This window comes from Haemophilus haemolyticus, assembly GCF_003493605.1.
In the GTDB taxonomy this organism is placed as follows: Bacteria; Pseudomonadota; Gammaproteobacteria; order Enterobacterales; family Pasteurellaceae; genus Haemophilus; species Haemophilus haemolyticus_J.
The window spans coordinates 12,815-37,763 of the sequence record NZ_QQKA01000012.1; the positions used below are offsets into that span (position 1 = coordinate 12,815).

Below are 24,949 nucleotides of genomic sequence, written 5' to 3' on the forward strand. Positions count from 1 at the left end.
CAGAAATGTGATCTAGTGCAATAAATTTCGATAAAAAAAGTGCGGTTATTTTTCACCGCACTTTTGCTCTTTCGTATTATTCGTCCGAATCATCTAAATCTAAGGGCTCTTGCGAAAGTATAATTCCTGTCAGATCTGCGTAAATATAATCTTCTGGGAAAAAGGTTACGCCACCAAAATTCACAGGGATATCGCTTTCGCCAGCACTGCTTTCATCTGCACTGACTGGAATTGGCGCAAGGGCATGAATACCAATATCGAGGTTTTCTAATTGCTGAATTTGGCGTACTGCGCCATATACAATAATGCCTTCCCAACCATTATCAACAGCAAGTTGAGCCAATTCTGCATCAATTAAACCACGGCGTACCGCACCACCGCCATCAATGACAAGCACTCGACCTTCGCCATTTTCTTCTAATACTTCAGCAATTAATCCATTACTTTCAAAGCATTTTACCGTAGTGACTTTACCGTAAAAATTACTTACGCCACCAAAACTTGAAAAAATTGGCTCCACTACATCCACTTGTTCTGCATAAAGATCGCAAAGTTCTGAAGTATCAATAAACATAACTTTCCCCTATCGATTGTTGAAATTTTGTTTGCTTTAGTATATGCCGATTTAGCCGATAAGCAAGCCCAAACTAAACAAGATATTGATTAATAACGAAATCATAGACATTTGAGCTAACATTGGACGTAATTCACTTGGCTGCTGACTGCGATAAACAAAGAGCGCATGTTTAGCTAACAGCGGCATTGCCAATACAAATAAATAATTTATCCAAGAAATAGCCGTTGCCACCGCAAATGCCAAATAACATAGGGCCGCCACACTTAATAAAATACAATGATAAACACGCCCTTTATATGCACCTAAACGAACGACTAGGGTATTTTTGCCAGCTTTCGCATCCTGTTCAATATCGCGTAAATTATTGATATTTAATACCGCACTTGCCAATAAGCCAGAACCAATAGCAGGCAAAATAATGTGGCTATCAATACTGTGAGTTTGCAAATAATAAGTGCCGCCAACTCCAAGCAAGCCAAAAAATACTAATACAGAAATATCGCCCAAGCCCATATAGCCATAAGGTTTTGCCCCAACAGTGTAAGTAATGGCAGCAACAATAGCTAAAATGCCAAGCCCAGCGAAAACTAATAAATCCGAGAGGGTTTCATAAGCGATTCCAATCAAAAAACTTCCTGAAAGAAAACTTGCCACCACCATTAGAATTAATCCCCATTTCAGTTCTTTTGCTGAAATTGCGCCTTTTTGAATGCCACGTAATGGTCCAATACGCTCTTCAGTATCTGAACCTTTTTGATGATCCCCATAATCATTAGCAAAATTAGAAAGAACCTGTAATAAAATTGTCGTGAGTAAACAAAGCGCCATTACAAGCCCATTAAAACCTTGTGGATTCGCCCAATAACCTAATGCCGAACCTGTAAAAATCGATGCCAACGCTAAGGGCAAAGTTTTCGGTCGAGCCGTTTCCCACCACATTTTCAATTTTTCATTTGTCATTTTTTTTGACCGCACTTTTGATTACAATAGGCCGCGTATTCTACACTAAGACACCCAATTTATGAATGATTTAACCTTATCGCCTATCGCCATTATCCACACGCCTTATAAAGAAAAATTCTCCGTACCACGCCAACCTAATTTAGTTGAAGATGGTGTAGGCATTGTAGAACTCTTACCGCCGTATAATTCGCCTGAAGCTGTGAGAGGATTGGAACAATTCAGTCACCTTTGGTTAATTTTTCAGTTCGACCAAATCCAACAAGGAAAATGGCAACCCACCGTACGTCCTCCGCGGTTAGGCGGTAATCAACGAGTTGGCGTGTTTGCTTCACGCACAACGCACCGCCCAAATCCTCTTGGTTTATCCAAAGTCAAATTACGTCAAGTAGAATGTATCAACGGTAACGTTTTTCTCCATTTAGGTGCGGTGGATTTAGTGGATGGCACGCCGATTTTCGATATCAAACCCTATATTGCCTATGCGGATAGTGAGCTAAATGCGCAATCGAGCTTTGCTCAAGAAAAACCACCAGCAAAACTGACTGTTGAATTTACCGAGCAAGCCAAAAGTGCGGTAAAAAAACGAGAAGAAAAACGACCGCACTTAGGTCGTTTCATTCGCCAAGTACTAGAGCAAGATCCTCGCCCTGCCTATCAACAAGGTAAACCGAGTGATCGTATTTATGGTATGAGTTTGTATGAATTTAATGTGAAATGGCGAATTAAAGCGGGTACGGTAAATTGTGTAGAGGTGATTGAAATAGAAAAAGACAAATAGATGGAATATGTAAATAAGGCAGGGAATCCCTGCCTTAGTCGATTTAAATGCCTTATTTTAGGAAAAATTGCCCTTTAGCTAATTTAATAATCGTCATTAGAACTAATAAGCCAATCATTAAATTCGAGAAAACAAAGGCAAAAATAGACACGCCTTGTAAAACATTGCCATGATAGAAAGCGATAGCACTGTTTGCCATAGACGCTAATCCGAATGAGAATCCCCATAAGCCAATGTTAAGTCCTTTTTCCACAATCCAAGGGAATAATCGCAATAAGAAAAATAATTGCAAGAATCCATATCCCCAAAGGATTTTAACTAAAGTATCCACTTCGCCATGATTGAGTGACAAATAAGCGGATGCTCCCACAAATGCAGGCGCCAGAATAATGCCCATTGTGGCTCTAAATGGCGGCTCAAGAGATGAAATTCGCAAATGTTGTAATAATACGGGCTCAAAAATAATCCATGCAACCATTCCTGCGCCGAAGAACAAATAACCTAAATCATGGTACCCCAGTAATGCCAATGAACTTGCACTTGTGAAATTTGCAGCTACTGCAGGCAAATAAAACGGAGGACGAGTAGATTTTTGTTCAAATACACCACCTTGCCACAGTTCACTAATACGCAATGATGAGAAAAGCAACTGCCCTACTGTACCAATCCAAATCATCACTTCAGAAATTAAAGGATTCCAACGATAAATAATATCGCCCACCAACATGGTTGTAATAGGAATCAACGCAATAAAGGAAAAACGAACTGGGCAATGATACTCTGCACGAACTTCATCAAAGTAATAACGAAGTTTATACGCATAGATTAAAATAAATAAAATCCAGACCGCACTTGCTACGATGCCAAGAACATCACTTACCATTCGCGCAGCAGAAAATAAGTTTTCTAGATGAAACCAAGCCAAAGATAAAGCAGCCAAACCAAGAGGAATACCAAAATATCCCGTTGGAAGAGGAAAAGGTTTTGTTGTACTCATAATATTATCCTTATTTTGAAAAATTTGAGCGAAGTGTAGCACAGCCATCAACAACAGACTTTTCTAAAAATCTCAAATTTTTGTGAAATTTCTATAAAGAAACATACTTATTGTTATGGAATAAAACGCCTACCCATTTTCATACAAATAAAAAACCCGAACTTTCATTCGGGTTTTCTTATGTAGGAAATTAATTATTCCGCATCATCTGCCATATTAAGCATTTCAGCTAAGTTTGCACTTGCATCATCTGCTGTCATAACAAACTCATCAGCGATAGCAGCTTCATCTTCTTCAGATAGTTTCGCTACGACATCATCAACTAAACGATGTTTGTGACGATTTTGATGATACGCAAAACCTGTACCCGCAGGGATTAATCGGCCCACGATTACGTTCTCTTTCAAGCCACGTAATTCATCACGTTTACCTGCTACAGCTGCCTCGGTAAGAACACGCGTGGTTTCTTGGAACGATGCGGCAGAAATGAAGGATTCAGTCGCAAGAGACGCTTTGGTAATACCCAATAATTCGCGTTCAAACTCAACTGGCGGTTTGCCTTCTGCTTCACGTTGACGGTTAACAATTTTCACGCGAGCGACTTCGACTTGTTCCCCTTCTAGGAATTCTGAGTCGTAAGCTTTAGTAATTACCGCTTTACGTAACATTTGACGAACGATAACTTCGATATGTTTATCGTTGATTTTTACCCCTTGTAAGCGGTAAACATCTTGTACTTCGTTCACAATGTATTCAGTTACTGCACGCACGCCACGTAAACGTAAAATGTCATGTGGTGTTTCAGCACCATCAGAAATTACGTCACCACGTTGTACCATTTCACCTTCAAATACGTTGAGCTGACGCCATTTTGGAATCATTTCTTCGTAAGTTTCGCCTTCCGCAGGAGTAATTAATAAACGGCGTTTACCTTTGGTTTCTTTACCGAAAGACACGATACCAGAAATTTCAGCCAAAATAGCTGGTTCTTTTGGTTTACGTGCTTCAAATAAATCCGCAACGCGCGGTAGACCACCGGTAATATCTTTCGTACCCACAGATTCTTGTGGAATACGTGCTAATGGTTCACCCACTTTCACTGCTGCGCCATCGTCTAAACTTACGATTGCTTTACCAGGTAAGAAGTACTGTGCAAGAACATCAGTTTCAGGTAAGAAAATATCGTTACCATTTGCATCAACTAATTTAATGGTTGGACGTAAATCTTTACCCGCAGTAGCACGTTCACCCACATCTTGAACCACGATTGATGATAAACCTGTTAATTCATCAGTTTGACGCGTTACAGTTAAGCCATCAATAATATCAACGAATTTCACAAAACCAGATACTTCAGAGACAACTGGCATTGTATGTGGATCCCAATTTGCGATAGTTTCGCCAGCTGTTACATCCTGCCCGTCACCTTTGCTTAACACCGCACCGTAAGGCACTTTATAGTGTTCTTTAGTACGACCAAATGCATCGGTAATAGTTAATTCAGTATTACGAGAAGTTAATACTAATTTACCTTCATCATTAGTAACGAATTTCGCATTCATTAAGTGTAATGTACCAGTGTTTTTAACTTGTACACTCGATTCTTTCGCTGCCGCAGATGCCGCACCACCGATATGGAACGTACGCATGGTTAACTGTGTACCCGGCTCACCGATAGATTGAGCAGCAATAACACCCACCGCTTCACCTTGGTTAATTAAATGACCACGAGCAAGATCACGACCATAACATTTCGCACATACACCAAAATCAGTATCACAAGTTACAACAGAACGTACTTTTACGCTGTCTACAGAGTTTGCATCCAACACATCACAGAGTTTTTCATCTAATAACGTGTTACGAGGAATTAATACTTCTTCTGTACCTGGTTTTAAAATATCTTCTGCAGCTACACGACCTAACACTAATTCACGAAGTGGAACTTTTTCATCTCCCCCTTCGATTAATGGGGTCATGACTAAGCCTTCGTGCGTACCACAGTCATCTTCTACGATCACTAAGTCTTGTGCTACATCAACTAAACGACGAGTTAAGTAACCTGAGTTCGCTGTTTTTAATGCGGTATCCGCCAAACCTTTACGCGCACCGTGGGTTGAAATAAAGTACTGTAATACGTTCAAACCTTCACGGAAGTTTGCTGTAATTGGGGTTTCAATGATCGAACCATCTGGACGAGCCATCAAACCACGCATACCTGCTAACTGACGAATCTGTGCTGCAGAACCACGCGCGCCAGAGTCAGCCATCATAAAGATACTGTTAAAGGACGCTTGTTTTTCAGGATTACCTTCGCGGTTGATGACTTCTTCTTGAGATAAGTTTTCCATCATCGCTTTCGCTACGCGCTCATTCGCTGCGGCCCAAATATCGATAACTTTATTATAGCGTTCGCCTGCAGTCACAAGACCTGATTGGAATTGTTCTTGGATCTCTGCTACTTCCTCTTCCGCTGCAGAAATAATTTCGTATTTCTTCGCTGGAATTTCCATATCATCAATACCAACTGATGAACCAGAACGTGCCGCATAAGCAAAACCGGTATACATAATTTGGTCAGCAAACATTACCGCTTCTTTTAAACCTAAACGACGATAAGCTTCGTTAATCAGTTTAGAAATTGCTTTTTTACCTAATGTTTGATTAAACAATGAATAAGGCATGCCTTGTGGTGCAATCATCCATAAAATCGCACGACCGATAGTTGTATCAGTCAGCGTGGTTTTCGCATCAAATTCGCCAGCTTCATTCTTCACATATTCAGTAATACGTACTTTCACGCGAGAATGTAATTCTGCTTCGCCTGTACGATATGCTTTTTCAGCTTCGCGAGGATCTTGCAATAACATGCCTTCGCCTCTACCGTTCACTTTTTCGCGGGTCATATAGTAAAGACCTAATACCACGTCTTGTGATGGAACGATAATAGGATCACCGTTTGCTGGTGAAAGCACGTTGTTGGTTGACATCATCAACGCACGAGCTTCTAATTGAGCTTCAAGCGTTAATGGAACGTGTACCGCCATTTGGTCACCATCGAAGTCCGCGTTGAACGCCGCACAAACGAGTGGGTGTAATTGAATCGCTTTACCTTCGATTAAGATCGGTTCAAACGCTTGGATACCCAAACGGTGAAGTGTCGGCGCACGGTTCAATAGAATTGGGTGTTCACGAATAACTTCTGCAAGAATATCCCAAACGATCGCATCTTCACGCTCAACCATTTTCTTAGCCGCTTTGATTGTCGTTGCATAACCACGGCTTTCTAATTTAGCGTAGATAAACGGACGGAATAATTCCAAGGCCATTTTCTTCGGCAAACCACATTGGTGTAAGTGCAAGTATGGACCAACCGTGATTACTGAACGACCTGAATAGTCAACACGTTTACCTAATAAGTTTTGACGGAAACGACCTTGTTTACCTTTGATCATGTCCGCCAATGATTTTAATGGACGACGGTTAGATCCCGTAATTGCACGACCACGACGACCATTATCTAATAACGCATCAACAGATTCTTGTAACATACGTTTTTCGTTGCGCACAATAATATCTGGCGCAATTAAATCTAATAAACGTTTTAAACGGTTGTTACGGTTGATCACACGACGATATAAATCGTTCAAATCTGAAGTCGCAAAACGACCACCGTCTAATGGCACTAATGGACGTAAATCTGGTGGAAGAACTGGTAATACAGTCATTACCATCCATTCTGGTTTATTACCAGATTGAACAAATGCTTCTAATAATTTTAAACGTTTAGTGATTTTTTTACGTTTAGTTTCAGAGTTAGTTTCTTGTAATTCTTCACGTAATTTTTCACATTCAGCTTCAAGATCCATACCTTTTAATAGATCTTGAATCGCTTCAGCACCCATTTTCGCTTCAAATTCATCTTGCCAACGATCTTCAGCATCAAGGTATTGTTCTTCCGTTAATAACTGACCGCGCTCTAAATCAGTCATACCCGGTTCGGTCACGATGTACATTTCAAAGTAAAGTACACGTTCGATATCGCGCAATGGCATATCTAAAAGTAAACCGATACGAGACGGTAATGATTTTAAGAACCAAATATGTGCAACTGGCGATGCAAGTTCAATGTGACCCATACGTTCACGACGAACTTTAGTTTGAGTGACTTCAACACCACATTTTTCACAAATCACACCACGGTGTTTTAAACGTTTATATTTACCACATAAACATTCGTAATCTTTTACAGGCCCGAAGATACGCGCACAGAAAAGACCATCACGTTCAGGTTTGAACGTACGGTAGTTAATGGTTTCAGGTTTCTTCACTTCACCAAATGACCAAGAACGGATCATATCTGGGGAAGCTAACCCAATTTTAATCACATCAAAATCTTCACTGGTTTTTGATTGTGCTTTTAAAAACTTAACTAAGTCTTTCACAAATGTTCTCCTGTCGGAGTTAAAGGTTTAAAGTGCGGTTAAAAATTTCGATGTTTTCCACCGCACTTCGGCGATTTTTCTTTCGTAAGGTGAGTGAATCATAAATTCTTCACTCCCCTACTGATTACTCTTCGTCTAACTCGATATTTAAACCAAGTGAGCGGATTTCTTTCATAATTACGTTGAAAGATTCCGGTGTGCCTGGGTCCATATGTTGGTTACCACTTACGATGTTTTTATACATCTTCGTACGACCATTCACATCATCCGATTTCACCGTTAACATTTCTTGTAAGGTGTAAGCTGCACCGTATGCTTCAAGTGCCCATACCTCCATCTCACCGAAACGTTGACCACCGAATTGAGCTTTACCACCCAATGGTTGTTGTGTAACAAGGCTATAAGAACCAGTTGAACGAGCATGCATTTTGTCATCAACTAAGTGGTTCAATTTGAGCATGTACATATAACCTACTGTTACTGGACGCTCAAATTTCTCACCTGTACGGCCATCATATAAAGTGATTTGACCTGAAGTTGGTAATCCACCAAGTTTTAATAGCTCTTTGATTTCAGCTTCAGCTGCACCATCAAATACTGGTGTCGCAACTGGTAAACCTTTACGTAGATTTTCAGCTAAACGCAATACTTCTTCATCTGTGAAGGTACTTAAATCCACTTTTTGTGAGCCATTACCTAAGTCATACGCTTTTTGGATATAACCACGTAATTTTTCCACTTCTTGTTTTTGTTTAAGCATTGCGTTGATTTGATCACCAATACCTTTCGCAGCTAAACCTAAGTGGGTTTCAAGGATCTGACCAATGTTCATACGAGATGGTACGCCCAATGGGTTTAATACGATCTCAACTGGTTGGCCATTCTCATCATATGGCATATCTTCAACTGGGTTAATTTTCGAGATAACACCTTTGTTACCATGACGACCCGCCATTTTATCACCTGGTTGGATTTGACGTTTCACCGCGAGGTAAACTTTAACCACTTTTAACACACCTGGTGCAAGATCATCACCTTTGATGATTTTCTTACGTTTCACTTCAAGTTTATGTTCAAACTCTTTACGAAGTTCTTCGTATTGCTCTGCAAGCTGTTCTAATTGATTTTGTTTTTCTTCATCTGCAATGGTTTGTTCTAACCATTTAGTGCGATCTAATTTATCTAATTGCGCTGCATCAACACCACTAGAAATAAGAAGATTACGAACACGAGCAAATAAGCCAGCTTCTAAAATCTCTAACTCTTCAGTTAAATCTTTTTTCGCTTCACGAAGCTGCATTTCTTCGATTTCTAATGCACGTTTATCTTTTTCTACTCCATCGCGAGTGAAGACTTGAACATCAATAACCGTACCTGATGTACCGTTTGGCACACGTAATGAAGAATCTTTAACATCAGAAGCTTTTTCACCAAAGATTGCGCGTAAAAGTTTTTCTTCTGGGGTTAATTGAGTTTCACCTTTAGGCGTTACTTTACCTACTAAGATGTCACCACCTTTAACCTCTGCACCAACATAAACAATACCTGATTCATCAAGTTTGCTTAACGCTGACTCACCTACGTTTGGAATATCTGCAGTAATTTCTTCTGCACCTAACTTGGTATCACGCGCAACACAAGATAATTCTTGAATATGGATGGTCGTGAAACGGTCTTGTTGAACAACACGTTCAGAAACTAACATCGAGTCTTCGAAGTTATAGCCGTTCCAAGGCATGAACGCCACGCGAATATTTTGACCTAATGCAAGCTCACCTAAATCAGTAGAAGGACCGTCTGCTAACACTTCACCACGATTGATTGGATCGCCTAAATTCACACAAGGAATTTGGTTAATACAAGTATTTTGGTTAGAACGGGTATATTTGATTAAGTTATAAATATCAATACCTGCTTCACCTGCAATGGTTTCATCTTCATTTACTTTAATAACGATACGAGAAGCATCGACGTACTGAACGGTACCACCACGTTTTGCAACAACCGCAACACCTGAGTCAAGTGCGATTGGTTTTTCCATACCTGTACCAACTAATGGTTTGTCAGCACGTAATGTTGGAACTGCTTGACGTTGCATGTTCGCACCCATCAACGCACGGTTCGCATCGTCATGCTCAAGGAATGGAATTAATGCAGCCGCAACAGATACCACTTGTTGTGTCGAAACGTCCATATAGTGAATATCTTCAGGTTTATATAAACCAGATTCACCACGTTCACCACGAGCAGTAACAAAAGCATCAGTAAAACGGTTATTTTCGTCTAAGTTTGAGTTTGCCTGTGCAATGATATAGTTTGCTTCATCAATTGCAGATAAGTATTCGATTTCTTCGGTTACTTGACCATCAACCACTTTACGATATGGGGTTTCTAAGAAACCGTAATCATTAGTACGTGCAAACGCAGAAAGTGAGTTGATCAAACCGATGTTTGGACCTTCAGGGGTTTCAATCGGACATAAACGACCATAGTGGGTATTATGTACGTCACGCACTTCAAAGCCTGCGCGCTCACGAGTTAAACCACCTGGACCTAATGCAGAAATACGACGTTTGTGCGTGACTTCTGATAATGGGTTGTTTTGGTCCATAAATTGCGAAAGTTGTGAAGAACCAAAGAATTCTTTCACCGCTGCAGAAATTGGTTTTGGATTAATTAAGTCTTGCGGGGTGATTGCATCTAAATCACCTAAAGATAAGCGTTCTTTCACCGCTCTTTCTACACGCACTAAACCAATACGGAATTGGTTTTCCGCCATCTCACCTACACTACGGATACGACGGTTACCCAAGTGGTCAATATCATCCACTTCGCCGCGACCATTACGGATGTCGATCAATTTACGCATTACTGCAATAATATCTTCATTGCTTAAAGTGCCAGCGCCTTCACCTTCTGTGATCGCTAAAGAACGATTGAATTTCATACGACCGACAGCAGATAAATCATAACGCTCTGCAGAGAAGAATAAATTATTGAATAACGCTTCTGAAGATTCTGGTGTTGGTGGCTCACCCGGACGCATCATACGATAAATTTCGTAAAGCGCACTGGTTTTGTCATAAGTTGGATCGACACGTAGCGTTTCAGAAATATATGGACCGTAATCTAAATCATTAGTAAATAAAGTTTCGATCGTGGTGTAACCTGCTTGCGCTAATTTTGCAAGAGTCTCTAAAGAAATCTCACCATTTGCAGGACAAATAATTTCACCTGACTCTAAATCAACATAATCTTTCGATGCAACTTTACCTAAAATATATTCAGAAGGTACAACGACTTGTGAAATTTTATCTTTTTCTAATGCCTTGATATGGCGTGCGGTAATACGACGACCACGTTCAACATAAACTTTGCCATTTGCTTCAATATCAAAAGAAGCTGTTTCACCACGTAAACGTTCTGGCACTAAAGTCATTAACAATTTATCGCCAGCAATTTCAAAGGTAATTTTATCAAAGAATAAGTTTAAGATTTCTTCAGTGGTGTAGCCTAATGCACGAAGAATGATTGTTGCCGGTAATTTACGGCGACGGTCAATACGCGCAAATAAGTTATCTTTTGGATCGAATTCAAAATCTAACCAAGAACCACGGTAAGGGATAATACGTGCGTTATAAAGCACTTTACCTGAAGAATGAGTTTTACCTTTGTCAGAATCAAAGAATACACCTGGACTACGGTGTAATTGTGAAACGATAACACGCTCGGTACCATTAATTACAAAAGTACCGTTATCAGTCATTAATGGGATTTCCCCCATATAAACTTCATTTTCTTTAATATCTTTAACTGCGCGTGAAGAAGATTCTTTATCGTAGCTCACTAAACGTAATTTTACACGTAAGCCTGCTGCATAAGTTGAGCCACGAATTTGGCACTCACGTACATCAAATTCAGGTTCTTCTAAACGATAATCTACATATTGTAATTCTGTATAGCCATTATTGCTTACAATAGGGAATACAGAACGGAATGCCGCTTCTAAACCTTGCTGACCTTCAGGATCTTTTTGAATAAATTTATCAAAAGAATCCAACTGAATGGTTAATAAATAAGGAACATTTAAAACTTGCGGACGTTTACCGAAATCTTTACGAATTCGTTTTTTTTCAGAATAGGAGTAACCCATTGGTTTTCCTCTGCTAACTGTTCAGTGACCTAGCCACAAACTAACTGTGACGTGAATGACCGTTAAAATGACCGCACTCTGAACCTTACTTCTGTAGTGGGGTGACAACTCAAATTACATTGGACAACAACTTGAGCAAAACAACGACAAATAACGGTGAATTTGCCATTGTATGGATGTGCTTTCTATCAAAAGCACGGTTAAATTAAACAATAAAAGGTCAAAATTGATTAAAAATCAATCTAAATCTTTGCTAATTTTAAGGCGGTAAATTTTAAATGAATGCAGCTTTCTCGTCAAGTTTAAAACTTATATAGAAATTTTATGAAATAAAAAACCGCACTTTTAAAAAGTGCGGTTTAAAATCTATCAATTCTTTAAATTATAAAGAAGTTTGATCAACAGCAACACCTGCACCCATAGTTGTAGAGATGCTTACTTTCTTGATAAAGATACCTTTTGCAGTAGTTGGTTTTGCTTTGTTTAAAGCAGCCAATAATGCTTGGAGGTTTTCTTTTAATTGAACTTCAGAGAAGTTTGCTTTACCAATTGTTGTGTGGATGATACCGTTTTTATCATTACGATAACGGATCTGACCAGATTTAGCATTTTTAACTGCTTCAGCAACGTTTGGAGTTACAGTACCAACTTTAGGATTTGGCATTAAACCACGTGGGCCTAATACTTGACCTAATTGACCAACAACACGCATTGCATCAGGAGAAGCGATAACAACATCAAAGTTCATTTCGCCTTTTTTGATTTGCTCTGCTAAATCTTCCATACCTACTAAATCAGCGCCAGCTTCTTTAGCTGCATCTGCGTTAGCACCTTGGGTGAACACAGCTACGCGTACTTCACGACCAGTACCGTGTGGTAATACAGTTGCACCACGAACGTTTTGGTCAGATTTACGAGGATCGATACCTAAGTTTACTGCAACGTCAACACTTTCAACGAATTTAGCTGTTGCGAATTGTTTTAATACCGCGATCGCTTCGTTGATTTCGTATGCTTTAGTAGAATCTACGCCAGCTTTGATTGCTTTCATTTTTTTAGTCAATTTAGCCATCGTATTATTCCTCCACCACTAAGCCCATAGAGCGAGCAGTACCAGCAATTGATTTCATTTTGGTTTCGATAGACGCGCCAGTCATATCTGCTGCTTTAGTTTCAGCGATTTGACGAACTTGATCTAAAGTTACTTTACCCACTTTATCTTTGTTCGGTTTACCAGAACCAGATTTGATACCTGCAGCTTTTTTCAATAATACTGCTGCTGGTGGAGTTTTAGTGACGAAAGTGAATGAACGGTCTACATATACAGTGATAACAACTGGAATTGGTAAACCTTTTTCTAAGCTCTCAGTACGAGCGTTGAATGCTTTACAGAATTCCATAATGTTCACACCTTGCTGACCTAATGCAGGACCAACTGGTGGTGATGGGTTAGCCATACCAGCTGCAACTTGCAACTTAACGTATGCTTGGACTTTTTTTGCCATTTTAGTTTTCCTCTAATTGGGTAATAACGCTATTAAATAGCTCCCCGATAATTTTCAGTGCAACATTCATTGCACCACACAAAAATATGAGCCGCGAACGGCTCATATCATAATGGGCGCGGATTATATAAAAAGTGCGGTTGTTTTTCAAGCACTTCTTAAACCCACTATAAGAAATTATTGTGCATCACCAATTAATACTGAATCCAATGCAATTTCAATCATATCATTGAATGTTAATTGACGTTCTTCTGCTGTGGTTTGTTCGTGAGTACGGATATGGTCAGATACAGTACAAATCGTTAATGCTTTTGCACCATATTCTGCAGCCACACCATAAATTCCAGCAGCTTCCATTTCCACACCTAAAATTCCATATTTTTCCATTACATCGAACATTTCTACATCGGGTGTATAAAATAAATCCGCCGAGAATAAATTACCTACACGAACAGCTTTGCCTTTTGCTTTTGCAGCTTGAACAGCGGCTTGTGCCATATCGAAATCAGCAATAGCTGCAAAGTCGTTATCTTTGAAACGAATACGGTTTACTTTTGAATCAGTACATGCACCTAAACCGATAATTACATCGCGCACTTTCACGTCCATACGAACAGCGCCACAAGATCCTACACGGATAATTTTTTTCACGCCGTATTCAGTGATTAATTCTTTCGCGTAAATAGAGCAAGATGGAATCCCCATACCGTGGCCCATAATAGAAATTTTACGACCTTTGTAAGTACCGGTATAACCAAGCATATTACGAACATTTGTTACTTCTACTGCATCTTGCAAAAACGTTTCTGCAATATATTTTGCACGAAGTGGATCACCCGGCATTAAAACAACATCAGCAAATGCGCCTTCAGGCGCGTTAATATGTGGAGTCATAATTTTCCTTCCTTTTTTAAATATAAAAAGTGCGGTCATTTTTCACCGCACTTATCCGAGAATTAAAGCGCTGCAGCACCGAGTCCGATGAACAAGCCAGCAATCGTTGCACTCATTAAGTTTGCTAAAGTACCTGCGATTACTGCTTTTAAGCCTAAACGCGCAACATCACTACGACGGTTTGGCGCCATTCCACCTAAACCACCGATTAAGATTGCAATTGAGCTGAAGTTAGCAAAACCACAAAGTGCGAAAGTAATAATCGCTTTGGTTTTTTCAGTTAATACAATCGCAGAATCTGGTTGCAAGTATTTTGCAAATTCGAGGTAACCTACGAATTCGTTAACCGCTAATTTCATCCCGATCATTTGTCCTGCGATACCCGCTTCGGTACCGTCAGTTACACCGATTAAGTATGCTAATGGTTTGAAAATTAAACCAAAGATAGATTGTAACGTTAAATCGCCATAGCCGAACCAGCCACCAACGCCACTTAAAATACCATTAATTAATGCAATTAAACCAACAAATGCGATTAACATTGCACCTACGTTTAACGCAAGTTGCATACCTGCACTCGCACCGCCCGCCATTGCTTCAAGTACGTTAGTTGGTTTTTCTAAATCATTGTGTTCAGGTTGTTTATCTGTGAATTGTTCAGTTTGTGGGAACATTAATTTCGCAAATAATAAACCAGCTGGTGCCGCCATAAATGATGCAGCGATTAAGTATGTCAATGGCACGCCCATTCCTGCGTAACCCGCCATTACTGAACCCGCGATAGATGCTGTACCACCTACCATGATGGCAAATAATTCAGATTGGGTCATATTTTTAATGTAAGGACGAACCACCAATGGTGCTTCAGTTTGACCAACGAAAATATTCGCAGCCGCTGACATTGATTCAGCTTTTGACGTACCCAATGCTTTTTGTAATGCACCACCTAATACTTTAATTACTACTTGCATAATGCCGAGATAGTAAAGCACAGAAATTAAGCCAGAAAAGAATACGATAATCGGTAATACTTTCACTGCAAAAATGAAACCTGATGGTTTACTTGGATCCGCTAATCCGCCGAAAACGAAATTAATCCCGTCATTACCATAGGCAATAACATTGGATACCATATCCGCAGAGGCACCCAATGCTTGTTTACCTGCAGGCACATATAAAATAAGGGCGGCAAATCCTACTTGGATTGCTAACGCCCCCACGACAGTTCGAATACTAATCGCTTTACGATTATTGGAAAGTAACACGGCAATAGCGATTAATACGACCATTCCCAAAATGCTGCTTAACACACTCATTTGATTCCCCTTAGTTGGTGAAGTTGATAAAAATAAAACGGCACTATTTTACTTGTTTTCTCACAAAAAGTCGGCGAATTTTCACCGCACTTTTTTGTAAACGACTACAAAATAGTCAAAACCTTGTTAATTCCACATTGACGCGCATAAGCAGCCAATGCATTAGTTTCTTCCGCACTTGGAATATGCGTCGATAACCCAGTTTCATCGCGCGCACCTTTACTATGCACACGGATAATTTTTAATGCCACATCAGGATAATTTCGTAAAAGTAGCGCAACTTTTCCCACTAAATGTTCAGCATCAAAAAAATGCTTTAAAAAAACTAACCGCACTTCTTCCACTTTATTTAACGGCAACAAGGCAGCCAGATTTTGTAAATTTCGCTCAAGTTTATCGTTTTTTATGTGTAAACGTTCCGGTATCACTTGCTGTGGCACGATTCCTGTTTGATTTTGTCGGTCAAAACAGAGCGTTTGTAAACCTGCGCCTTCTCCTTTCAGATCGAATAAAAATTTATCAGTGACATCGATTAACGAACGAATACGATCAAACTCAAAAAAGCCACTACTATCCAAATAGCAGGTTAATCCCTGCGAACGTAAAGCCTCAAAGAGCGGCACCAGTTTTTTATGATGGATAGTCGGTTCACCGCCTGAAATTGTTACGCCACGAATAAATGGAACCGCCTCCATAACCTGTTCATACAAATACTGCAAACTAACCAATTTCGCATTTTCCGTATAACGAGGAATAGTTTCTGGATTATGGCAATACAAGCAATTTAACTTGCAACCTTGCAGAAAAATACTCGAACGATTGCCTTGCCCCTCTACATTTGAAAAAGGAATAATCCGATGTAACGGCACAAAAATCTCAGATAGTGCGGTCATTTTTCCAATTATTTTTCAGCAGTGACATCTTTTTCATCGCGTAATTGGCGATCAAACACGTTGGCACATTCATCCGTACCCGAGCCATACCAGGTTGTGTCGCGTAATGCGACTTCGCCTTTACGGTATTTTTCAACTTCGCTTTTCTTCACCAAATAACCCGTAACGCGAATTAAATCCGTGTTTTTCAAATAGGTGGTAATGTAGCGATAGCCTAAGGAAAATGCCCCATCAATAATATCTACGACCGCATCGCAGTGATCTACATAGGTTTGATCAAAGGCGAATAAATCCCCTGTACCAGATGGGAAATATTTATGGAACGGTGCAGACTGTTTCAAATGTGCAAGTAGCGTTGGTTCCTCGCCTACACGAATACGGTGAGCCGGTGCGTTGCGTTTGTCTTCTTCGTGGTTACTTGCGCCAACTTGCGCATGTAATAAATAACGATTGCCAGTGCGTTCAGCATAAACCCCTTCATGTGCATCAGTGATTTCTTTAAGTTTATCCATAATTGCTGTCGCAATCTCATCGCCACGAGCACTCTTACCAAAGGTTTCATTTAATCCTTCACATTGCAATAAATGGTTTGCTGCATCTGCCAAGCCCACAATTGCAAACATCCCCGTAAAATTAGTGCGTTTGATAAAGCCTTCTTTTTCAAGGAATGAACTGTTAAAGAAATTACTTTCTTCCACCACAAACTTATGGCGTTTATCCATGGTTGAAAGAGCACATTTCGCCACACGTGGTAATAATTCGTTTACCATTTCATCCGCACTTTTACACGCTCGAGCAATCGTGCCTAGACGTAAACGCGTTAATGTGTAAGCACCGCCACATTCAGGCAGTGCGTTATAGCAACTTGCTACGCCATATTCTTCACCTAGATCGGAAATATAGTAAGCATCGTTCGCAAAAGATGGTTTAGAAACTAATAAACAGGCTTTTGCTGCAAGTTCAGCAAACTCACGGCTCGTTTTAGATTTGTCATAACGAATGGTCATATTCGGTGTTGGTGCCTCAAGCTCAATCACTGCGCGTAAAATCAAACGTCCTGCTTTCGTGTCATAAGGTCCAATATTGGCATGACAGAATGAATCAGGCACAGTTTTATCGATATGATTTAAGAAACGTTTAATTTTGATGTAGTCTTTTTCTTCATCAGTAATGAACGGTTCGAGCAATACATCAAGACGACCAACATAAACAGGGTAAGTTGTAATGGATGGCACGTGAGAGTAAAGAATCAATAATCCATCAAGTGCTTCATCAAGATCTTTTGGTGGCGGCAATTCTAAAAATTCGCAGCCTTTTTGGATATACACATTGTAATCAGGCAGGATATAACGAGGACGATAAATCGCGTAACCTTCACATAAATCACAAATCATCTGATTCTGTAAAAAGCCCCATTCTTCATCGGTATAGCCAAGCAAATCACGAGGATCAAATAAACGCTCAGCAATATTACCTAATGTCATTAATTTTTGATGATAAGTCAGATTATTGGCTTTAACCGTATCGAGAATATCTTGAAGTGAAGCTAACATAACGTCCCCCTTTGAAAATGGTTTTGTATTTTACGCAATGGTAACAAAATAGACAATTTTGAAAACGTGAGCGAGATCACATTTTCAGAAATAAAAACCGAGGCAAACGATTAACTATTAAAATAAGAAATATAGAATTTAGATGGTAGAGAGAAAAAGATTTTACTGGCAGAACAGAAAATATCCGCCAGTTTTAATTTGATTGGCGAATTTTAAATATTATCACTTGAATAACACATTTTCTTAACAAAAGGGATTATCTCTTGTAATGCTTGTTGAATAGAAATTAACCCTAGATTCATTTGAGTCGCTTTTCCTGCGGGTGGGCAAAATGCAAGATGTTTATCGACATCATTAATCGGTTTCCAGCGTCTCGGCTGGGAAGAACGGCTATTTGGATAAAACCCGATTGTCGGAATATTAAACGCACTACTCAAATGCAATGGCCCTGTAGATCCCGCAATAAATAAATCCGCACAAGCTAAAGAATGAGCAAAATCCACTAAACCTTTATTCTTATCGTAAATGGCTACACGTGAATCATCCACCAAATTTGCCAATTCATGGGCTTTTTCACTTTCGCCAGGCCCTGCTGTCAGCACAACATTGCAATCAAACTCAGCCAATAAGCCTTTAATTAAATCTGCATATTGCGCTAAAGAAAGATTCGTTGCTGAGCCACCAGAACCACTATGCACAAAGATCCATTTTTTATTTGCGGAAAGCCCTAAACGCTCTTGCAACAAAACGCGTTGATTTTCCACCGCACTTTTCTCAAAGGTTAAATAAGGCGGTTTAGGTTCAACAATTGGCATATTATGCTTGTGCAAAAAAGCGCGGACTAAATCTTGATTGTATTCCGCTTCTGATTTTTCAGAACGAGAACGGCGTTGTGTTAGACGGTGATTATAGAGAATTTGAACCCATTTAGTCGCAGGTGCAAGGCGATATTTAATTCCACTTTTCCAAGCGAGTTTTCCATTATGGGTATTGGAAAAGAAACTAATCATTCCATCAAACTGCTGTGCTTTGATTTCCTGCACAAGACGATTGAAATCCGTTTTATCATTTTTTTTGCTATCAATAATGACATGATCAATAAACGGACAAACTTCCGCTAAAGGCGCAGTGTAACTCGGCACAAGTGCGGTTAATTTTAAAGAAGGATTCGATAACTTCAGCATAGCAAAAGCGGGCCATGCTTGCATAAAATCGCCTAATTTATCGTTACGAATAACTAATAGCTTTTCCATAATTTCTCCGCTAAAACAAAAAACCGCACTCGAAAGTGCGGTCGTATTTTATGTTATTTTTGTGGATTATAAAACATCAACACAATTTAAGTCTTCGAAAGATTGTTCTAAGCGTTTAGACATAGATTCTTCCATTTTACGTAACCATACTCGTGGATCGTAGTATTTTTTGTTTGGCGCATCTGGGCCTTCAGGGTTACCTAATTGACCTTGAAGATAAGCTTCATTTGCTTTATAGAAGTTCAAAATACCATTCCAAGATGCCCATTGAGTATCGGTATCAATGTTCATTTTGATTGCACCGTAACTAATTGCTTCGCGGATTTCTTCGCGGCTAGAACCAGAACCTCCGTGGAAGACGAAATTAATTGGTTTTGCAGGAAGATTACGTTCTTTCGCTACGAACTCTTGTGATGCACCTAAAATAGATGGTTTTAATTTTACGTTACCTGGTTTATAAACACCATGTACGTTACCAAATGCTGCAGCAACCGTAAATTTAGGGCTTACTGGATTTAATTGGTCGTAAACATAAAGCACATCAGATGGTTGAGTATATAAACGAGACTCATCAACACCAGAATTATCTACGCCATCTTCTTCACCACCGGTAATACCGATTTCGATTTCAAGAGTCATACCCATTTTATTCATACGAGCGAGGTATTCACGGCAGATTGCCATATTTTCTTCCATTGGCTCTTCAGAAAGGTCAAGCATGTGAGAAGAGAATAATGGACGGCCAGTTTCAGCGAAGTGTTTTTCACCCGCTTCAAGTAATCCATCGATCCATGGAAGTAATTTTTTTGCAGCGTGGTCAGTGTGAAGAATAACAGGAACACCGTATTCTTTAGCTAAAGTATGAACGTGTTTCGCTCCAGCAATCGCACCAAGTACATCAGGACGGGCACCGCTTGCTGGTTTAATGCCTTTACCCGCATAGAACGCAGCACCACCGTTAGAAAATTGAATAATAACTGGCGCTTTTACGCGTGCAGCAGTTTCTAACACGGCATTAACTGAGTCAGAACCTACGCAGTTTACCGCAGGGATAGCAAAGTTATGCTCTTTTGCATAAGCAAAGATTTTTTGCACATCTTCACCTGTTACTACACCAGGTTTCACGATATCTAATAATTTAGCCATACTTGTGTTTCCTTTTTATGTTTAGTGGGACAAACCCACAATTTGAGAATTTTTTGACTTTTATTGATGGCGACATTTTTAATGATCGCCATCGATATGTCACATAGGAAAAGTGCGGTTAGTTTTTCGCACGTTTTTCAAGAATTTCTACTGCTGGTAATACTTTGCCTTCTACGAATTCTAAGAACGCACCACCACCCGTTGAAATGTAAGAAATCTTATCAGCAATACCAAATAAATCGATAGCCGCTAAAGTATCGCCGCCGCCAGCAATAGAGAATGCATCGCTGTTTGCAATCGCGTGAGAAATGATTTCAGTCCCTTTACGGAAGTTAGGGAATTCAAACACGCCAACTGGACCATTCCATAAAACAGTTTTTGCATTTTTGATGATTTCAGCCAATTGTTCTGCAGATTTATCACCGATATCGAAGATAGATTCATCATCTTTCACTTCAGTCACTGATTTTTCTGTTGCTGCTGCAGTTTCAGTGAACTCTAAACCAACACGTACATCAACTGGAACAGGAATATCTGTATTTGCTGCTAATTCTTTAGCGACTGGGATTAAATCAGCTTCATATAACGATTTACCCACATTGTGGCCTGCTGCCGCAATGAAAGTATTTGCAATACCACCGCCCACAATAATTTGGTCAGCAATTTTTGAAAGAGAATTTAATACCTCTAATTTGGTTGAAACTTTAGAACCACCAACAATAGCCACCATTGGACGAGCTGGCTCTTTTAAGGCTTTACCTAATGCATCTAACTCAGCGGCTAATAATGGACCTGCACAAGCGATTGGTGCAAATTCTGCAACGCCGTAAGTTGATGCTTGCGCACGGTGTGCTGTACCAAAGGCATCCATTACAAATACGTCGCAAAGTGCGGCATATTTTTTACCTAATTCAGGATCGTTTTTCTTTTCGCCTTTGTTTACGCGTACGTTTTCTAAAACAACGATTTCGCCTTCTTTAACCTCTACGCCGTTTAAATAATCTTGTTCTAAACGAACATTAAAGCCTGCGTTTTTTAAGTAATCAACAACTGGCTGTAAAGAATCTTCTGGTTTGAATTCTCCTTCAGTTGGACGACCTAAGTGAGAGGTAACCATCACTTTTGCACCTTTTTCTAAGGCTAATTTTAAAGTAGGAATGGTCGCACGAATACGCGCATCTGAGGTCACTTTGCCATCTTTTACTGGCACATTAAGATCTGCACGGATAAATACACGTTTACCCGCTAAATCTAAATCGGTCATTTTGATTACTGACATAATCTATCCTCTTATTAAGTTAAAATTAAAATTGAAAACTTTTCGTATTATACCTACTTCGTGCTAGGTTGTAACGATTTAGATCAAAGAAATTCTTATTTGCTTTGGCAATTCATTACCTGCCATTTTTTATCATAACAAATAAATAATTCATTTCGACTAGCCCTCAAATACGCATTTTTTAATTGTGGATTATGTTGCTTCATCCAACCAAAAAGTTCATCTCTACTTAATTTTTGATTTGGTAATTTTAATGCGTTAAATAATTCCTGCTCCTTAGCAAAATATTGCTGGGCAGAATCAAAGGTGCAACTACCGTGTTTTTCCCATTCGCCTTGCAATAATTGCTCGCCCGGAGAAATTGCCAAATATTGTGCTAATAAACCTTTTGGCAAAGCAGGTAAATCGCCTTTGCAAAAACGAGGATGATCTGAAACAGCACGAGCATTCGCATTTTGAGGCCATAGCCCATGTACGACCCAACCAAAAGTGCGGTTATTTCCACATTGATATTGGGAGGATGCAGGCAACTGATCGCCATATTTTTCACGCTGAATATCACAAAATCCAGGCGACCAAGATAATGCCAACATATAATAATCAACTGGTGCCTGCGCATTTTGCCCGATACGATCATTGTGCATAATCACATCATAGTTTGCAAAAACATCTGGCTTTTTCACCGCACTTTTTTCAATATCTGTCCGCTTTGTCTCAAATTGAGGCTCTAATTTAGGTTCAGGCGCTTTTGCTTGCTTAGCCTGTTCCATTACGGGAGAAGACGATTGATGTTTAGCTTTGGTTGGATCAGTAAAATATTGCCAAATTGCTAATACAACAAGGATAATAAGAGAAAGAATGGAAGTAAGTTTTTTCATAAATTTTGTTTAGTTTTTGTCAATCAAGTTTTTGTCAGCTATAATTCGCCGCTTTCAACTTCTATTAAGGATCACAATGGCATTACTCATCACTAGCAAATGTACCAACTGCGATATGTGCTTACCAGAATGCCCAAACGAAGCCATTTCCATTGGCGATGAAATTTATGTGATCGATCCTGTACTTTGTACGGAATGTGTCGGCCACTACGACACGCCAACCTGCCAAAAAGTTTGCCCAATCACTAACTGCATTAAGCCCGATCCTGAACATCAAGAAACCGAAGAACAGCTTTGGGAACGCTTTGTAATGATTCATCATTCCGATAAGTTGTAGAACATAACTTGCCTTCCCCTACTTGTGGGGGAAGGTGCCCGAAGGGCGGAAGGGGGCTTTCTATATATCCCCTCAACCTTCGGCAGCTCCCCTGCAAACAGAGGGAGAAAAGTGTTTTCTCTAGGGAAAAATCAAATATTATCCCGCCACCGCTGGTAAATATCCCCATTGAATTAAAAATGGAATGACCATAATCACGACACCAATCAATAACGCAAACACCAAAGCAAAATTACCGCCAGCAACACGATATAGCAATGTCGGATTGGCAATACGTGTACGCCACGCCAAACCAATTGGTAAAATTAAGCAATAGAACGCACACAACAACCCTGCGTAACTTAATGCAGTAATAAACCCTTCAGGATAAAACAATGCAAATACAAGTGGCGGTAAAAATGCGGCGATGGTTAAAACAAAACGATTAGTTGGCAAATGATAACGCTTAAATAAATCCCCCAATCCCTCAAATACACCAAGCATTACGCCTAAGAAAGAAGTAATCAGTGCAAGTGATGAAAACGCACGCACAACCTCTCCCATAAAATGCGAACCTGTGATTTCACGTGTTGCGTTCACTAAGCCATTTAGTGTTGGGTCAGCTTGTAAAATACGCACAAATTCACTTTGACTTAATACACCGTGAGTTGCTAACTGCCATACAAGATAAGCAGCTAATGGAATCGCAGTACCAATCAAAATAGCACGACGAAATTTTTCTACACTTCCACCTAAGTAGCTATTTACACTCGCCATAATGACATGGAAACCGAAAGAGGTGAAAAATATCGGCGCAGCAGAAACCACAAAAGCATAATCCAAAGGCAATGCCATTAAATTATCTGTTGCCACTTTTGGAAGCATCATAAACAGTACAAAAGCAAAGGCGACTAACTTACCAATAAATAACACGCGAGTTAAACCATCCACGCCTTTCGTTCCTATAACGACAAAAGAACCTAATACGACAGTGAAAATAACAATCGCCGTTTTAAGCGACATCGCTTCCATTCCAAAAGCAGTTGGCAAACCTGAAAGTAAAGATCCACCACCCGTAATATAAGCGGCTGAAAGCGCATAAAGTAAAATTAACAAACTTAAAGTGGCTAAAATACGTCCAGGAACCCCAAAATACTTTTCAGCTAGCGTGGCGACACCGTCATCCAACTGATCCGCTGTTTGATACACTTCTACAAACAACAATCCACTGTAAACCAACAAAGCCCACAAGCCAACGAGCAATAACACGGTATAACCAAAGCCCATGCCAGCTGATGTAAGCGGCATAGCAAGCATACCTGCGCCAATGGTTGTGCCTGCAATAATCAGCGCACTCCCAAATGTTTTATTCTGTAACATAAAATTATCCTTATCGTGTTGTGTTTGAAAACTAATTTAAAGTTGACCGCACTTTTCTTTATAGTGTAAACGGCAAACAGAAAGGTAAGAGTCATTGCCCCCAATTTGAATTTGCGCACCTTCTTTAATAACCTCACCTTGATCATTTAAACGCAAAACAAAGTTAGCCTTACGGCCACAATAACAAATTGTTTTTAATTCTTCGAGTTGATCCGCCCAAGCCAGTAAATATTTACTTCCTTCAAAAAGCTCCGCTTGGAAATCTGTACGCAAGCCATAACAAAGCACAGGGATTTTGAGTTTATCGACGACATCGCTCAACTGGTAAACTTGTTGCTTGCTAAGAAATTGAGCTTCATCCACCAACACGCAATGCACTTTTTCTTTTTTTAAGTGCTCATTGATTTCATCAAACAAATTGGTTTCCGAGCGAAATAAAAAGGCATCTTGCGAAATGCCAATACGCGATGTGACTTTCCCAACACCAAAACGATCATCAATCGCAGCAGTATAAACTACTGTGTTCATATCGCGCTCACGATAGTTATAGGAAGATTGTAGCAACGTCGTTGATTTTCCAGCGTTCATTGTGGAGTAATAGAAGTAGAGTTTCGCCATTTTTT

At 39.8% G+C, this 24,949-nt stretch carries 19 protein-coding genes; 2 read left to right on the forward strand and 17 right to left on the reverse strand.

The annotated features are described in order from the left end of the window. Positions 1-76: 76 nt before the first annotated feature. Together rraA and menA are read right to left on the reverse strand one after the other, a co-directional pair. Positions 77-574 (reverse strand): ribonuclease E activity regulator RraA, encoded by a 498-nt coding sequence (rraA, locus tag DV424_RS08075; protein WP_106013483.1) that lies wholly within the window; start codon positions 572-574, stop codon positions 77-79. A gap of 51 nt (positions 575-625) precedes the next feature. Continuing rightward, complete coding sequence (gene menA / locus DV424_RS08080; RefSeq protein WP_118859662.1) at positions 626-1,537, reverse strand: 1,4-dihydroxy-2-naphthoate octaprenyltransferase; 912 nt, start codon at positions 1,535-1,537, stop codon at positions 626-628. A gap of 61 nt (positions 1,538-1,598) precedes the next feature. On the opposite strand from menA, the gene tsaA reads away from it, so the two are divergent. Then, positions 1,599-2,318: a tRNA (N6-threonylcarbamoyladenosine(37)-N6)-methyltransferase TrmO gene (gene tsaA, locus DV424_RS08085; RefSeq protein WP_118859663.1), complete on the forward strand. Its 720-nt coding sequence runs from the start codon at positions 1,599-1,601 to the stop codon at positions 2,316-2,318. Positions 2,319-2,370: 52 nt separating this feature from the next. On the opposite strand, the gene tehA is transcribed toward tsaA, so the two are convergent. The 13 genes from tehA to DV424_RS08155 all read right to left on the reverse strand — a co-directional run bounded on the left by tehA (position 2,371) and on the right by DV424_RS08155 (position 22,630). Further along, complete coding sequence (tehA, locus tag DV424_RS08090) at positions 2,371-3,315, reverse strand: dicarboxylate transporter/tellurite-resistance protein TehA (RefSeq protein ID WP_192880671.1); 945 nt, start codon at positions 3,313-3,315, stop codon at positions 2,371-2,373. A gap of 194 nt (positions 3,316-3,509) precedes the next feature. Further along, positions 3,510-7,760 (reverse strand): DNA-directed RNA polymerase subunit beta', encoded by a 4,251-nt coding sequence (rpoC, locus tag DV424_RS08095; RefSeq protein WP_118785787.1) that lies wholly within the window; start codon positions 7,758-7,760, stop codon positions 3,510-3,512. 124 nt (positions 7,761-7,884) lie between these two features. Then, positions 7,885-11,913 carry a DNA-directed RNA polymerase subunit beta gene (rpoB, locus tag DV424_RS08100; RefSeq protein ID WP_118859664.1) on the reverse strand — a complete coding sequence of 1,343 codons (4,029 nt, stop codon included), beginning with the start codon at positions 11,911-11,913 and terminating at the stop codon, positions 7,885-7,887. A 382-nt stretch (positions 11,914-12,295) separates the two neighbouring features. Then, on the reverse strand, positions 12,296-12,985 hold the full coding sequence (gene rplA / locus DV424_RS08110) for a 50S ribosomal protein L1 (protein ID WP_005627655.1): 690 nt from the start codon (positions 12,983-12,985) through the stop codon (positions 12,296-12,298). A gap of 4 nt (positions 12,986-12,989) precedes the next feature. Further along, positions 12,990-13,418 carry a 50S ribosomal protein L11 gene (rplK, locus tag DV424_RS08115; protein ID WP_118859665.1) on the reverse strand — a complete coding sequence of 143 codons (429 nt, stop codon included), beginning with the start codon at positions 13,416-13,418 and terminating at the stop codon, positions 12,990-12,992. A gap of 177 nt (positions 13,419-13,595) precedes the next feature. Then, positions 13,596-14,312: a purine-nucleoside phosphorylase gene (deoD, locus tag DV424_RS08120; protein ID WP_005643966.1), complete on the reverse strand. Its 717-nt coding sequence runs from the start codon at positions 14,310-14,312 to the stop codon at positions 13,596-13,598. Positions 14,313-14,374: 62 nt separating this feature from the next. Continuing rightward, on the reverse strand, positions 14,375-15,628 hold the full coding sequence (locus DV424_RS08125; RefSeq protein WP_118859666.1) for a NupC/NupG family nucleoside CNT transporter: 1,254 nt from the start codon (positions 15,626-15,628) through the stop codon (positions 14,375-14,377). A gap of 104 nt (positions 15,629-15,732) precedes the next feature. After that, complete coding sequence (locus DV424_RS08130) at positions 15,733-16,521, reverse strand: 4Fe-4S cluster-binding domain-containing protein (protein ID WP_118859667.1); 789 nt, start codon at positions 16,519-16,521, stop codon at positions 15,733-15,735. A gap of 8 nt (positions 16,522-16,529) precedes the next feature. Beyond that, complete coding sequence (locus DV424_RS08135) at positions 16,530-18,074, reverse strand: YjjI family glycine radical enzyme (protein WP_009500429.1); 1,545 nt, start codon at positions 18,072-18,074, stop codon at positions 16,530-16,532. Between the two features lie 212 nt (positions 18,075-18,286). Next, complete coding sequence (locus DV424_RS08140) at positions 18,287-19,327, reverse strand: glycosyltransferase family 9 protein (RefSeq protein WP_118859668.1); 1,041 nt, start codon at positions 19,325-19,327, stop codon at positions 18,287-18,289. Between the two features lie 66 nt (positions 19,328-19,393). After that, positions 19,394-20,473 (reverse strand): class II fructose-bisphosphate aldolase, encoded by a 1,080-nt coding sequence (fbaA, locus tag DV424_RS08145; RefSeq protein ID WP_118859669.1) that lies wholly within the window; start codon positions 20,471-20,473, stop codon positions 19,394-19,396. Between the two features lie 118 nt (positions 20,474-20,591). Beyond that, positions 20,592-21,752, reverse strand: a complete 1,161-nt coding sequence (gene pgk / locus DV424_RS08150) for a phosphoglycerate kinase (RefSeq protein WP_118859670.1) — start codon at positions 21,750-21,752, stop codon at positions 20,592-20,594. Positions 21,753-21,847: 95 nt separating this feature from the next. After that, positions 21,848-22,630: a ribonuclease T2 family protein gene (locus DV424_RS08155; protein ID WP_118859671.1), complete on the reverse strand. Its 783-nt coding sequence runs from the start codon at positions 22,628-22,630 to the stop codon at positions 21,848-21,850. Positions 22,631-22,706: 76 nt separating this feature from the next. Between DV424_RS08155 and DV424_RS08160 the strand changes: the two genes are divergently transcribed. After that, positions 22,707-22,967 carry a YfhL family 4Fe-4S dicluster ferredoxin gene (locus tag DV424_RS08160; RefSeq protein WP_005627640.1) on the forward strand — a complete coding sequence of 87 codons (261 nt, stop codon included), beginning with the start codon at positions 22,707-22,709 and terminating at the stop codon, positions 22,965-22,967. 138 nt (positions 22,968-23,105) lie between these two features. Here the strand turns inward: DV424_RS08160 and DV424_RS08170 are convergent, their stop codons facing one another. Together DV424_RS08170 and DV424_RS08175 are read right to left on the reverse strand one after the other, a co-directional pair. After that, the gene (locus tag DV424_RS08170; protein ID WP_118859673.1) at positions 23,106-24,326 is read right to left on the reverse strand and encodes an aromatic amino acid transporter; all 1,221 of its coding nucleotides are present in this window, start codon (positions 24,324-24,326) and stop codon (positions 23,106-23,108) included. Positions 24,327-24,362: 36 nt separating this feature from the next. Further along, complete coding sequence (locus DV424_RS08175; RefSeq protein ID WP_046942645.1) at positions 24,363-24,944, reverse strand: thymidine kinase; 582 nt, start codon at positions 24,942-24,944, stop codon at positions 24,363-24,365. Positions 24,945-24,949 lie beyond the last annotated feature (5 nt).